This window comes from Bradyrhizobium canariense (assembly GCF_019402665.1).
GTDB lineage: Bacteria > Pseudomonadota > Alphaproteobacteria > Rhizobiales > Xanthobacteraceae > Bradyrhizobium > Bradyrhizobium canariense.
Genome location: NZ_VSST01000019.1, coordinates 229001 through 242169, shown reverse-complemented (window position 1 = coordinate 242169; position 13169 = coordinate 229001). Strand labels below are relative to the sequence as shown.

Here is a 13169-nt window from a genome sequence, read left to right as displayed (position 1 = left end):
TGAAGTCTCTCAAGTCCGGTAAATCAGCGCGGTCCGCGCGGACCGGCACTTGCACCAGCACCCGGGCCGCCGCGACCGCCACGATCACCGCCAGGGCCAGCGCCGAACACCGGCTTCGGCTTCATTGGCAGCAGGCCTTCGCGCTGCAGCTTCTTGCGGGCCAGCTTGCGTGCGCGACGCACGGCTTCGGCCTTTTCGCGGGCCTTCTTCTCGGAGGGCTTTTCGTAGTGACCGCGGAGCTTCATCTCGCGGAAAATACCCTCGCGCTGCATCTTCTTCTTCAGCGCCTTGAGGGCTTGATCGACATTGTTATCGCGGACGAGAACCTGCACGCGGCATCCTCTTCAGTGGATCGGATTTGAATTCTGGTAAGTCAAAGGGGATGGCGAAACGCACAAGCCCTTAACCTTGAGGGCGCGGATGTATCAGACAAAACCTGGGATGTCCACCGGCCAAGCGGGTTTTCGGGCCAAGTTCAGCCATTAAATGAGGCAAAATACCTCTGTGCGGCCCTGATTTGGGAGATTTGACGCCAAGGGTGGGGCCGTTTCCGGAGCTTTGTTCCGGAATCTTTGAAAGCAGGGGACGACACATGGATATGAAGAAATACGCGGCCGAAGCTATCGGCACCTTTTGGCTCACATTCGCAGGTTGCGGAAGTGCTGTGATCGCAGCCGGCTTTCCGCAGGTCGGCATCGGTCTGGTCGGTGTCTCCCTCGCATTCGGGCTGAGCGTGGTCACCATGGCCTATGCGATCGGCCACATCTCCGGCTGCCATCTCAATCCGGCCGTCACTGTCGGCCTTGCTGCCGGCGGACGTTTTCCGGCCGGACAGATCCTGCCTTATGTGATCGCGCAGGTGGCCGGCGCGATCGTGGCCGCGTGGCTTCTCTACGTCATCGCAAGCGGAGCGCCCGGCTTCGACGTCAGTAAAGGGTTCGCGTCCAACGGCTACGACGCCCATTCTCCCGGCCAGTACAGCATGATCGTGTGCTTTCTCACCGAGGTGGTCATGACCATGATGTTCCTGTTCATCATCATGGGCGCTACCCACGGCCGCGCGCCCGTGGGCTTTGCGCCGCTGGCGATCGGGCTCGCGCTGGTGATGATCCATCTCGTCAGCATCCCCGTCACCAACACCTCGGTGAACCCGGCGCGCAGCACGGGCCCCGCATTGTTCGTCGGCGGCTGGGCGCTGTCGCAGCTCTGGTTGTTCTGGGTTGCGCCACTGATCGGCGGCGCGCTGGGCGGAGTGATCTATCGCTGGCTCAGCGACGAACCCACCGGCGTCGTCGCGGGCGCAAAGACGGCGTAATCGCAAAGCGGGATCGCGGCATACGCCGCGGTCCCGTTATTTGCCGGTCGTGGGTCGCACTTCGGTGACGTGGCCCATCTTGCGGCCGGGACGCGGCGCGCCCTTGCCGTAAATGTGCACGGTCGCGCCCGGCACGCTCAGCCAGTTCTCATACTCGTTGATCTCGTCGCCGATCAGATTGGTCATGGTGACGACTTCGCCGTGGCGCACGGGCTTGCCGAGAGGCCAGCCGGCAATGGCGCGAATGTGCTGCTCGAACTGCGAGACGGACGCACCGTCGAGCGTCCAGTGTCCGGAATTGTGCACGCGCGGAGCGATCTCGTTGACCAGCACCTTGGGTCCGGTGCCGTTGGCGAGCACGAACATCTCGACGGCAAGCACGCCGACATAATCGAGCGCGCCCGCGATCTTGCCGGCGATGCTGCGCGCTTCCTCGGCGAGCACATCCGGGATCCGCGCGGGCGCACGGGAGATCTTCAGGATGTGGTCGCGGTGCTCGTTTTCGGTGACGTCGAAACACTCGACCTGGCCTGTGGCCGAGCGGGCGGCGATCACGGAAATCTCACGCTCGTACGGCACGAAGGCTTCCAGGATGGCCGATTTGGTGGCGAGACTGGTCCACACTTTCGCGATGTCGTCGCCCTCGCGGATGATGGCCTGGCCCTTGCCGTCATAGCCGAAGCGACGGGTCTTCAGCACTGCCGGAAGGCCGATCCTGGCGATCGCCTCGCGCAATGACGGGACCGAGGTGACGTCGGCATAGGCCGCGGTGCCGATGCCGAGCCGGGTCACGAAATCCTTTTCGGCGAGTCGGTCCTGGGTGGTCTCGAGAATCTTGCGGTTGGGCAGCACCGGGCGGCGCGCATCCAGCACCATCGCGGCCGCGGACGGCACGTTCTCGAATTCGTAGGTGATGACGTCGACGTCGTTGGCGAACAGCTCGAGTGCTTCGACATCGGCATATTCGGCGCAGGTCGCATTCAGGACGACGTCGAAGGCCGGTGAGTCCGGATCCGGCGAGAACACCTGGCAGCGCAGGCCGAGCCGTGCCGCCGCCATAGCCAGCATCCGCCCCAATTGTCCGCCGCCGAGGATGCCAATGGTGTCGCCGGGCTTCAGCTTCACCTGCTTTGCGTCAGTCACGCCTTGTCCTCCGGGCGCTCGGCCACGGCCTCGGTCTGCGCCTTGCGCCAGGCGGCGAGGCGGTCGGACAAGGCCGGGTCGGACAAGGCCAGCACGGCAGCCGCCAGCAGCGCCGCATTGATGGCGCCGGCCTTGCCGATCGCGAGGGTGCCGACCGGGATGCCCGCGGGCATCTGAACGATCGAATAGAGCGAATCGATGCCTTTGAGTGTCCTCGATTCGACGGGAACGCCGAACACGGGCAGTTCCGTCAGCGCCGCCGCCATGCCGGGCAGGTGGGCTGCGCCGCCCGCGCCGGCGATGATGACCTTGTAACCAGCCGCCTTGGCGCCCTTGGCGAACGTAAACAGCCGGTCGGGGGTGCGGTGGGCTGAAACGATGCGGGTGTCGGCGGCAACGCCGAGTCCTGCGAGCGTGTCGGCGGCATGCCGCATCGTGTCCCAGTCCGACTGGCTTCCCATGATGATGGCGATCGGCGCGGTCATGACGTGAATTGTGCTCGAAAAACAGGAAGATAGGCCAGATTAGCGGTTCCGGCCGGTGGCTCGCAAGGCGGTGGCAAGGAGAAGGGAATGCACTATCCTGTCTTGGTGAATCCCCGCAAGCCTTCATTGAGCAGGATGCCCATGAAGAAACCAAAAAGGGCGAGCGCTGCGAAGGCCAAAAAGGGCCCGAAAACCAGCGCCGCTCGCTCCAAAGTTGCTCTTAAGCGTCCGGTCAAGCGTCCGACCAGACCGTCGCGACGCGGAGCGTCTGCCGATGACGGCGCCAAAGCGGTCATCAAGACGGCCATCAACGCGACCATCCGTGACCTCCGGAGCAAGCTGAAGGGGGCGCTGCGGCGGGTCGCGGAGCTCGAGGCGGCCGCCGACACCGACTTCCTGCTCGAAATTCCGAACCGGCGCGGCTTCGAACGCGAACTCGGACGCGCCGTCGCCTACATGAAGCGCTACCGCGCCAGCGGCGCGCTGATCGTGCTCGACGTCGATCGGCTGAAGCCGATCAACGATTCCTTCGGCCATGCGGCCGGCGACGAGGTGCTGAAGGCGATTGCCACCACGCTGACGCGGCAGATCCGCGCCTCCGACGTGGTCGGCCGGCTCGGCGGCGACGAGTTCGCGCTGCTGCTCTGGAATCTCAGCGAGACCGACGCCAAGGCGAAGGCCGCGGCCTTCGAGCAGGCTGTCGACGAATTGTCCTTTGTCTTTCGCGGCCAGCACGTGAGCGCGGGCGCTTCCGCCGGCGTGGCCCTGCTCGGGGTACAGTCCGACGCCGCGCGCGCCCTGGAAGAGGCCGATGCCGCGATGTATGTGCGCAAGGCGCACCGGCGGCACGAGCCGCGCATCAGGCTCGTCAGCAGCTAGTTAAAGCGTGCCGAGGTCTTTCGGTACGTTGCCAAAGCTGCGGAGCAGTTTGGCGTCGCCGAATTCGCCAGTCATGGGATCGCCGCTGCGGCTGAACGCGACGGCGCCGGTGTGGCCGGCGCCGTGCGACATAACCTCGGCGCGCCGTAACGCGGCCGCCGCGGTCTGGCATTCCTCGGCCGCACCTGCGACCGGCGATCCGTCCTCGTCGGTCAGGAAAGGTAATGCAACGTAATAGGTGACATCGGACATGGTCGGCTCCGATAGCTGACAGCTCAGGCTGCGCTGCTCTTGCTCCGCATCTTGCTGCGTGAGGTCTCCGGAATGCAGCCGGCGGAAATGGCCGCCTGCAATTCCTCCAGCTCGGCCTCCAGATATTCATTGGCCATGATCAGCGCCTTGATGGTGCTGCGCAGATTGCCGTCGCACATCGCGATCGCCTGATCGCAGGCTTGTTCATAATGGCTGTTGTCGAGAAGGGCGGTTGCCGACATCTGCGTTTTCCTTGGACGGTTTTCCTGGGGGCGTTGGTGCGCAAATGTTCTTATTTTGTTCCTTTCGAGTCAAGCGGATTCGCGTGCGGCGAGCTGCCGTAAAGCTCTCCTCCTGTGGATCAGGCGATGATGTCGGGCGTGATCTGGTCTTCGATGAACGCGATACGGTCACGCAACAACAGCTTGCGTTTCTTCAACCGCTGTAACCGCAACAGGTCGGGGGCGGGCGATTGATGCAGTGCATCGATCGCCACATCGAGATCTCGGTGTTCCTGGTGCAACCGGGCGAGCTCGGATTCGAGTTCGCGCGCATCTTCATTGGTCATGTCTGCGGTGGCCGAAAAACCGATAGGCGTGAGATTAAGGCTGTGGATGCCCTGTGGAAACTATCGTCCTTGCGCGCCGTGATCGCAAGCGGTCTCGGGCTGTCGCGCGCCGATCTCCCGCGAGATATTTCTGCGGTCGCTCCGGCGTTGCGCAAGCGCATTGATATCACGGATTTTTCCCGCGTGGTTCCCTTACTCACGCTTCGTTACATATGAATTTTTAAAAATGACACTGCGACGACTGATATCCATCGACAGAACGAATCGGTGATGTACACTTCCTCGTCCGGTCGAATCCAAGGTTCACCCCTACCGAGGAGGTTTCGAATGACAATTCAGGCACATCTGGTTGAATTGGAACGGAAGCATAAAACTCTCGAAAACGAATTGCACGAAGCTCTCGTGCACCTTTCAACAGACGACCTGCAAATTGTTGAGTTGAAGCGCCGGAAGTTGATGGTCAAGGACCAGATCGAGCGTCTCAGGCACGGCGACACGCTCCACTAGCAACCCCCGTAACAGCGTAGAGTTGATCGCACCCTTTCAGGCAGGGATGGGAGCCTTTGCGCTCATCCCTGCTGCAAGGCGCGCACCGTACAAGGATTTGTGCGGCTCTAGCTTCTTGTCTGGACGCGGTTCTTTACGCGCAACTGGAATCCACTTCGCTTTAAACCACTAGACATTTGCGAGCTCGGCGACGTGATCCGCGATCGCAAGCGATGACGTCAACCCGGGCGACTCGATGCCGAACAGGTTGATCAGGCCTTCGACGCCGTGATCGCGCGGGCCCTGCATCAAGAAATCCTGCGTGGCCACCGCCGGCGGCACGATCTTCGGGCGGATGCCCGAATAGCTCGGCATGAGCGCGCCGTCAGGCAGCGTCGGCCAGTATTTGCGGATCGCCGGATAGAAGCGCTCGGCGCGTGATGGGTCGACCTCATAATTGATCGTCTCGATCCATTCGACGTCGGGGCCGAAACGTGCCTGCCCGGCCATGTCCAGCGTCAGATGCACCCCTAGCCCGCCGGGCTCGGGCACCGGATAGATCAGGCGCGAGAACGGCGCCCTGGCATTGCAGCTGAAGTAGTTTCCCTTGGCGAGGTAGGCCGTCGGGATCCGTTCCAGCGGCATGCCCTCGATGTTGCGCGCCACCGTGGTCGCCGAGAGCCCGGCGGCGTTGACGAGGAGGCTGCATTGCAGCGTCATCGGCGCTTCGCCGCCCGCCTCGATTTCAATGACGCCGGCGGTGGCCTTGGCACGGATCAGCGGGGTGTGAAACGCGAAGGCCGCGCCCGCGTCCTCGGCTTCGCCGCGCAGCGAGAGCATGTAGGCGTGGCTGTCTATGATGCCAGTCGACGGCGACAGCAGCGCGGCGTCGCAGGCGAGCGCCGGCTCAAGCGCACATGCCGCATCGCCCGTGAGCAACTGCATGTCGAGCACGCCGTTGGCCTCGGCATGCGCCTTGATCGATTGCAGCTTCTCGGTCTCTTTCGGATTGGTCGCGACGATCAGCTTGCCGCTATTCCTGTGCGGGATGCCGCGCTCGGAACAGTAACGGTAGAGCGCGTGCTTGCCGTCGACGCACATGCGCGCCATCCAGCTTCCGGCGCGATAGTAGATGCCGGCATGGATCACCTCGCTGTTGCGCGAGGAGGTGATGGTGCCGATGGCCTCGGCTTCCTCGAGCACGATCACCTCGCGCCCGGCTTGCGCCAGCTTGCGAGCCACCGCGAGCCCGATCACGCCGGCTCCGACGACGACGCAGTCGACCCTATCCATGGTAGTGCAGGACGTCCGCTCGAAGCGACGATGGCCTCACGCCTGGGACCGGCGGCGCGGGGGCGTTTTCCGTTAACGAAGCATTTATCATGTCAGGGCAATTGCCGTATTTGATGCCACATTTTTTCGTTGCGCGTACAGGCGTTTACCCGATCCAAACCCGCGAGGCCAGACAATCCGACGTTGAAATCGCGGGTGGCTGATGGCTGAGAAGAACTGGCACGCGGGCAGCGCGCTTCCGATTGCGGTGCAGGCCGTCGTGTGCCTGGCCGCAGCGGTGACGCCTGCGCGCGCCTTTGCCCTCTCCGACAGCTTCACTCCTCCGAGCTATCTCGGCCACCTCGATCCCAACGTGATCTGGGAAGCTCTGATCGCGGGCATCGTGATCTGCTCGTTCCTCGTCGCGATCGCGCTGTGGATCCATTCCTCGCTGCGCCGGACCAGGCGTCTGCAGCTGCGGCGCAATGCCTTCGTCTCCTCCGCGATGAACAATCTCAACCAGGGCGTGGTGATGACGGATGCGCAGCGGCGCATCATCTTCTGCAATGACCGCTATATCGAGATTTACGGCCTGGCGCGGTCGGATCTCTGGGCCGACATGAACGGCTACGAACTCCTTGAGCTGCGACGCAAGCGCGGTGTGCTCGGGGGCGCCTCCAACGACGAGTTCTATGAGAAGGCGGCAAGCACCAACGGCTTGATCACCGAACTGCCGGACGGGCGGGCCATCCTGGTGAAATATTTCGTGCTGCCCAATGGCGGCTCGGTGACGACGCATCTGGACGTCAGCGAGCAGCGCAGGCTGTCGCGGCAGCTCGCCTCCACCAAGCAGTTCCTGGAAACATTGCTGGACCACGTGCCGGCCTGCGTGGCCGCGAAGAACATCGAGGATGGTCGCTACATCTTCGCCAACAGCGCTTATGAGCGGTTCTGGGGGTTCTCGCGCGACCATGTCGTCGGCAAGAACGCGCGCGAGCTGTTTGCGCCTGTCTCGGCGGACAGCATCGAGGCGACCGACCGGGCGGCACTCGATTCGCAGGACGGCCAGTTTCGCAACGAATTCGAGGTCGACCGCGCCGGTGAGCGGCGCATGGTTGCCTCGATCCGGATCGTGGTCCGCAACGAGAGCAACAAGCCCGAATTCCTGATGCTCGTGTTCGAGGACATCACCGATCGCCGCTCGCTGTCGAAGGAGCTGGAGAGCACGAAGAAGTTCCTGGAGCTCGTGGTCGACAACATCCCGGTGGCCCTGATCGTCGAGCAGGTCAAGGACGGCCGCTACCTGCTCGCCAACCGCAGCGCGGAGACGATCCTCAACCGCAGGCGCGAGGAAGCCACGGGCCTGACCGCGTCCGACATCTTCAATCCCAAGGAAGCCAAGCTGATCATTGCGCGCGACGAAGCCGCGATCAAGAAGCGCGGGATGATCACCGAAGAGCACCCGATCTCCACCAAGGACGGGCTGCGGCTGTTTCTCACCCGCCGCGCCACCGTGCTGAGCGACACCGGCGAGCCGCAATATCTGATCAAGACCCACGAGGACGTCACCGATCGCCGGCAGACCGAGTCGCGCATGGCGCACATGGCCTATCACGACGGCCTCACCGATTTGCCGAACCGCGCCGCTTTCCTGCAGGCGTTGACCCAGATGATCGAGGCCTGCGAGGGCACCGGCGAGGAGTTCGCGGTTCTGTGCGTCGATCTCGACGGCCTCAAGGAGGTCAATGACGTCTTCGGTCATGCGCACGGCGACAAGCTCCTGGTCGAGGTGGCCCAGCGGCTCCAGGACTCCGCGCGCGGCGGCGTGGTGGCGCGCCTGTCTGGCGACGAGTTCGGCCTGATCATCGACGGCAAGCAGCCGGAGGCAGGTCTCGCGCTGGCGCAGCAGATCGGTGATGCCGTCGCCAAGGAATTCCAGATCGACGGCCGCCCGGTCCGTGCCGGCGTCACCACCGGCATGTCGATCTTCCCGCACAACGGCGCCGACGCCGCCTCGTTGCTCGCCAATGCCGGCGCGGCGCTGTTCCGCGCCAAGCAGAAATCGCGCGGCACGATCAGCCTGTTCCAACCGGAGATGGACCAGCAGATCCGCGATCGCCGCGTGCTGCACCAGGATCTCTCGATGGCGATCAAGAACGGCGAGCTCTCGCTCGCCTTCCAGCCGCAGGGAGCAGCGGGCCACAGCGTCGCCGAGAGCGAGATCATCGGCTTCGAGGCGCTGGCGCGCTGGCAGCATCCGGTGCGCGGCCAGGTCTCCCCGGCCGAATTCATCCCGATCGCGGAGGAAAGCGGCCTGATCGTCGAGATGGGCGAGTGGATCCTGCGCGAGGCCTGCCGCGAGGCCGCGTCCTGGCCGACACCGCTTCAGATCGCGGTCAACCTGTCGCCGGCGCAGTTCATGCACGGCGACGTGGTCGGGCTCGTCCATTCCATCCTGCTCGAGACGGGTCTTGCCCCCGGCCGGCTCGAGCTCGAGATCACCGAGGGGGTGCTGATCGAGGACTTCGATCGCGGCCTTGCGCTGCTGCGCCGGCTCAAGGCGCTCGGCGTGCGCATTTCCATGGACGATTTCGGCAGCGGTTATTCCTCGCTGAGCTATCTCCAGGCGTTCCCGTTCGACAAGATCAAGATTGACCGCGCCTTCATCATCAATCTCGGCCGCAACCCGCAATCAGCAGCGATCGTGCGCGCGGTGATCGATCTCGGGCATGGCCTGGAAATGTCGATCGTCGCCGAGGGCGTCGAGACGCTGGAACAGCTTGCCTTCCTCGCCGCGGAAGGCTGTGACGGCGTGCAGGGCTATCTGCTCGGCAAGCCCCTGCCGATCGGAAAATATGCCGGCCTCGTTGGTCGCGCCGAAGTCATGGAGCTTGCGCTCAAGACCGGTTAGAGCGTTTTCGAGCGAAGTGCCGGTTCGCGTCAAGAAAACGGGCCAAACTGGAATCCAGAGCCCCGTTCCGATTTCATCGGAACGGAAATGGCTCTAGAGATGGCGAGCGTTTCGCTCCCATTCGACGGCTTCATGGCGGATTACGATCTTGCGATCATCGGCGGCGGCCTGAACGGTGTCAGCCTCGCGCGCGATGCCGCCGGCCGCGGCCTGCGGGTCATCCTGTTGGAGCAGGGCGATCTCGGCGGCGCGGCGTCCTCGGCAACACCGCGGCTGATCCACGGCGATCTCTCGGTCCTGGAACGGCGCGGCTTCCGAAGGGTGCGCCGGTCGCTCGCCGAGCGCCGGACCTGGCTGCGGATCGCGCCGCATCTGGTTCGGCCAATGCGCTTCGTGATCCCGGCGCATTCCGACGAGCGCCCACCATGGCTGCTGCGCGTTGGCCTATTCCTCTACGACAGCCTCACCGGCCGGAGCGGCCTGCCTGCAACGGCGACCCTCGACATCACGCATCATCCGGTCGGCAACGCGCTGAAACGACCATTCGGCACGGCCTTCGAATATTCGGACTGCGTCGTCGACGATTCCCGACTGGTGGTGCTCACGGCACTGGATGCGGCCGAGCGCGGCGCCGTGATTCGGACTGGAGCGCGCTGTGTGCGTGCCGATCGAACCGATACATGGCGGCTCGCGGTGGTCGACCGCGGCCATCGTCGCACGATCACGGCCCGGGCACTGGCCAACGCCACCGGCGGCTGGACGTCGATGGTCGCCGAGACCGTGCTGCGGCAGCCGCAACCCGCCATGGTGGCGACGCAGATGAGCCAGATCATCGTCCCGCGGTTGTTTGATTCCGATAACGTCTACGTCTTCCAGAACAGCGATGGCCGGCTGATCTTCGCGAGTCCTATCGAGCGCGATTTCACCCTGATCGGAACAGTAACGCACGATTTCACCGGCGATCCCGCGATCGTCGCGATGCCGGGGGCCGATGTCGGCTATCTCTGCGAAGCGGCGAGCCGCTATTTCCGCGAGCGCGTTGCCCCGACCGACGTGGTGCGCGCGGTCTCCGGCGTCAACCTGACGCTGGCGTCCGCGCGCCGGCGTGACGGCACGACGCTGTTCGACGCGCGGCGGCGCAAGGCGCCGCTGATCACGATGTTCGGCGGTGACGTCACCACCTCGCGCCTGCGGGCGGAGCGCGCGGTGACGAAGTTGACGCCGTTCTATCCGATGTCGCCGCCCTGGACCGCCGGCGCGGCGCTGCCCGGCGGAGATTTTGCCTGGGACCGTTTCGACACCGAGGTCGATCTTGCGCGCGACCGTTGGCGCTTTCTGTCGGAGACGCAGGCCCAACGCCTCGTCGCGGCCTATGGCTCGCGGCTATCGGTCGTGCTTGCCGAGGCGAAGACCCGGGACGATCTCGGCGCCGCCTTCGGTCCCGAGCTGACGGGCGCCGAGGTGCGCTATCTCATGACCCACGAATGGGCGCGTTTTCCCGAGGACATCCTGTGGCGCCGCTCCAAGCTCGGCCTGACCATGCCGGAGGCTGACCGCGATGCGCTGGCGGCGTTCATGGCGGGTGTGGGCTAGTCAGTGGTAGCCCGGATGGAGCGAAGCGCAATCCGGGAAAGTCTCACCGCTGACAGACCGTCCCGGATTACGCTGGCGCTCCATCCGGGCTACGGGGCTGTAGTGGACGCTACTCCCGAACCGGTTGAGCTGGGGACGATCGGCCGCTAGCGTGCGGCGGGATTGGGGTTGGCAGGGACCATGACTGACGAGTTGCCCGGAACAGACGCGGCTGCGGCTGCGGTTGGAGAGACGCAGTTCGCGGCCGGCGAGCCGCTGCTGCGCATCGAGGGCGTCGCCAAGACGTTCGGGACGTTCCGGGCCGTCGACGGCGTGTCGCTCGACATCAAGGCCGGCGAGTTCTTTGCACTGCTCGGGCCCAGCGGCTGCGGCAAGACCACGCTTCTGCGCATGCTCGCCGGTTTCGAAGCGCCGGATCAAGGGCGCATCCTGCTCGGCGGCAAGGACATCGCGCAGGCGCTACCGCATGAGCGGCCGATCAACATGATGTTCCAGAACTACGCGCTGTTTCCGCACCTGTCGGTCCGCGACAACATCGCCTTCGGCCTGAAGCGCGCCGGCATGGCGCGCGCCGACATCGCCACGCGCGTTGCGGAGATGGTCGCGCTGGTGAAGCTCGATGGGCTCGAGAAGCGCAAGCCCGATCAGCTCTCCGGTGGCCAGCGCCAACGCGTGGCGTTGGCGCGCGCACTGGCGCGACGCCCGCAGCTCCTTCTGCTCGACGAGCCGCTCGCAGCGCTGGACAAGAAGCTGCGCGAAAGCACCCAAGGCGAGCTGATGGAGCTGCAGCGCCGGCTCGGCATGACCTTCATCATCGTCACCCACGATCAGGAAGAGGCGATGACGATGGCGAGCCGGATCGGCGTGATGAGGGACGGCAAGCTCGCGCAGGTCGCCAGCCCGCGCGAGCTCTACGAGGCGCCACGCTCGCGCTGGATCGCGGAGTTTGTCGGCGACATCAACCTGTTCGACGCCGAGTCCAAATTGCGCGACGGTCATCGTCTGGTCATAGGCACGCGCGATGCGGGACCGTTGGTTGTGGCGGAGCCGCGCGAGCCGTTCGGCGAGGGCAGATTATCGGTTGCGATCCGCCCCGAGAAGGTCAAGCTGTCGCGCCGTGGTCCGGTGCGGGAAGCCGGTCATGAAACGGCGATCAACCAGCTGGACGGCGTGATCGCCGACATCTGCTATCTCGGCGGCACCACCACTTACAAGGTGAAGCTGGACGCCGGCGGGATGCTGCAGGCTTCGGTCGCCAACAGCGCGCGCCTCGATGTCGACGCCTACAGCCTGAACCAGCCTGTCGTCGCCTGGTTCACGCCCGACGACTGCGTGGTGCTGCCGTCATGAGCGCGCGCCGCATTTTTGCGCGACCCGCTCGCCTTGCCGCGATCGCGCCCTATGTCTGGATGGTGCTGTTCTTCCTGGTGCCGTTCGGCTTCGTGCTGAAGATCAGTCTGTCGCAGACGGCGATCGCGCAGCCGCCTTACGAGCCGGTGTTCGACCTGATGGCGGGATGGGGGGCGCTGAAGGCCGCCTTTGCCGCGCTGTCGATCGACAATTTCAGGCTGCTCGTCTCCGACGATATTTACGTGTTCGCCTATGTGCGTAGCCTCACCGTCGCCGTCACCGCAACCGCGCTGTTGCTCCTGATCGGTTATCCCATCGCCTACGGCATGGCGCGGCTGCCGACGCGCTGGCAGGCCGTGGCGATGGTGCTGGTGATCGTGCCGTTCTGGACCTCGTTCCTGATCCGCATTTATGCCTGGATCAACATTCTCCAGCATGACGGCCTGCTCAACCAGATCCTGCTTGCGTTGCATCTCGTCAGCCAGCCGGTGGTGTGGCTCTCCACCGACAGCGCGATGTATATCGGCATCGTCTATTCCTACCTGCCGTTCATGATCCTGCCGCTCTATGCCACGCTCGCCAAAATGGAGCCGGTGCTGGAGGAGGCCGCCTCCGATCTCGGCGCACCGCGCTGGCAGGTGTTCTGGCTCGTCACCTTCCCGCTGTCGCTGCCCGGCGTCGGCGCCGGCGTGCTGCTGTGCTTCATCCCCATCGTCGGCGAGTTCGTCATTCCGGATCTCATGGCCGGCTCCAATGCGCTGATGATCGGTCAGACCCTGTGGCTCGAATTCTTCACCAACAAGGACTGGCCGGTCGCCTCCGCCGCGGCCATCGTGTTGCTGGTGGTGCTGCTGGTCCCGCTGCTGCTGTACGAACGGCTGCAGAAGCGGCAGCTGGAACAGGGACGGTGAGGCG

Annotated in this window: 14 protein-coding genes; 7 read left to right on the top strand and 7 right to left on the bottom strand. The window is 64.5% G+C overall.

Annotated features, from left to right (window positions below):
* Positions 1 to 23: 23 nt before the first annotated feature.
* Positions 24 to 332 carry a 30S ribosomal protein S21 gene (gene rpsU, locus FXB41_RS10355; RefSeq protein WP_007596265.1) on the bottom strand — a complete coding sequence of 103 codons (309 nt, stop codon included), beginning with the start codon at positions 330 to 332 and terminating at the stop codon, positions 24 to 26.
* A gap of 260 nt (positions 333 to 592) precedes the next feature.
* Here rpsU and aqpZ point away from each other — a divergent pair, with 260 nt between their 5' ends.
* The gene (gene aqpZ, locus FXB41_RS10350; protein WP_007596263.1) at positions 593 to 1315 is read left to right on the top strand and encodes an aquaporin Z; all 723 of its coding nucleotides are present in this window, start codon (positions 593 to 595) and stop codon (positions 1313 to 1315) included.
* Between the two features lie 36 nt (positions 1316 to 1351).
* Here the strand turns inward: aqpZ and FXB41_RS10345 are convergent, their stop codons facing one another.
* Entirely contained in the window at positions 1352 to 2458 is a 1107-nt protein-coding gene (locus FXB41_RS10345; protein WP_219681688.1) for a 5-(carboxyamino)imidazole ribonucleotide synthase, read from the bottom strand.
* Complete coding sequence (gene purE, locus FXB41_RS10340) at positions 2455 to 2943, bottom strand: 5-(carboxyamino)imidazole ribonucleotide mutase (protein ID WP_007596259.1); 489 nt, start codon at positions 2941 to 2943, stop codon at positions 2455 to 2457. The genes FXB41_RS10345 and purE overlap by 4 nt, the downstream gene beginning before the upstream one ends.
* Before the next feature lie 141 nt (positions 2944 to 3084).
* Between purE and FXB41_RS10335 the strand changes: the two genes are divergently transcribed.
* Positions 3085 to 3822 (top strand): GGDEF domain-containing protein, encoded by a 738-nt coding sequence (locus FXB41_RS10335; RefSeq protein ID WP_219681687.1) that lies wholly within the window; start codon positions 3085 to 3087, stop codon positions 3820 to 3822.
* On the opposite strand, the gene FXB41_RS10330 is transcribed toward FXB41_RS10335, so the two are convergent.
* From FXB41_RS10330 to FXB41_RS10320, 3 genes are all read right to left on the bottom strand, one after another.
* On the bottom strand, positions 3823 to 4074 hold the full coding sequence (locus FXB41_RS10330; protein ID WP_007596257.1) for a hypothetical protein: 252 nt from the start codon (positions 4072 to 4074) through the stop codon (positions 3823 to 3825).
* A gap of 23 nt (positions 4075 to 4097) precedes the next feature.
* Positions 4098 to 4316 carry a hypothetical protein gene (locus FXB41_RS10325; protein ID WP_007596256.1) on the bottom strand — a complete coding sequence of 73 codons (219 nt, stop codon included), beginning with the start codon at positions 4314 to 4316 and terminating at the stop codon, positions 4098 to 4100.
* A gap of 119 nt (positions 4317 to 4435) precedes the next feature.
* A complete protein-coding gene (locus FXB41_RS10320; protein WP_007596255.1) occupies positions 4436 to 4642 on the bottom strand; it encodes a YdcH family protein in 207 nt (68 codons plus the stop codon).
* A gap of 327 nt (positions 4643 to 4969) precedes the next feature.
* On the opposite strand from FXB41_RS10320, the gene FXB41_RS10315 reads away from it, so the two are divergent.
* A complete protein-coding gene (locus FXB41_RS10315) occupies positions 4970 to 5149 on the top strand; it encodes a YdcH family protein (RefSeq protein ID WP_007596254.1) in 180 nt (59 codons plus the stop codon).
* A gap of 168 nt (positions 5150 to 5317) precedes the next feature.
* Here the strand turns inward: FXB41_RS10315 and FXB41_RS10310 are convergent, their stop codons facing one another.
* Positions 5318 to 6421, bottom strand: coding sequence for an NAD(P)/FAD-dependent oxidoreductase (locus FXB41_RS10310; RefSeq protein ID WP_007596253.1), 1104 nt, complete (start codon positions 6419 to 6421; stop codon positions 5318 to 5320).
* A gap of 202 nt (positions 6422 to 6623) precedes the next feature.
* On the opposite strand from FXB41_RS10310, the gene FXB41_RS10305 reads away from it, so the two are divergent.
* From FXB41_RS10305 to FXB41_RS10290, 4 genes are all read left to right on the top strand, one after another.
* On the top strand, positions 6624 to 9311 hold the full coding sequence (locus FXB41_RS10305) for an EAL domain-containing protein (protein ID WP_219681686.1): 2688 nt from the start codon (positions 6624 to 6626) through the stop codon (positions 9309 to 9311).
* Between the two features lie 132 nt (positions 9312 to 9443).
* Positions 9444 to 10904: a glycerol-3-phosphate dehydrogenase gene (locus FXB41_RS10300; protein ID WP_219681731.1), complete on the top strand. Its 1461-nt coding sequence runs from the start codon at positions 9444 to 9446 to the stop codon at positions 10902 to 10904.
* Positions 10905 to 11084: 180 nt separating this feature from the next.
* Positions 11085 to 12254: an ABC transporter ATP-binding protein gene (locus FXB41_RS10295; protein WP_219681685.1), complete on the top strand. Its 1170-nt coding sequence runs from the start codon at positions 11085 to 11087 to the stop codon at positions 12252 to 12254.
* Positions 12251 to 13165, top strand: a complete 915-nt coding sequence (locus tag FXB41_RS10290) for an ABC transporter permease (protein ID WP_219681684.1) — start codon at positions 12251 to 12253, stop codon at positions 13163 to 13165. The genes FXB41_RS10295 and FXB41_RS10290 overlap by 4 nt, the downstream gene beginning before the upstream one ends.
* Positions 13166 to 13169: the final 4 nt, after the last annotated feature.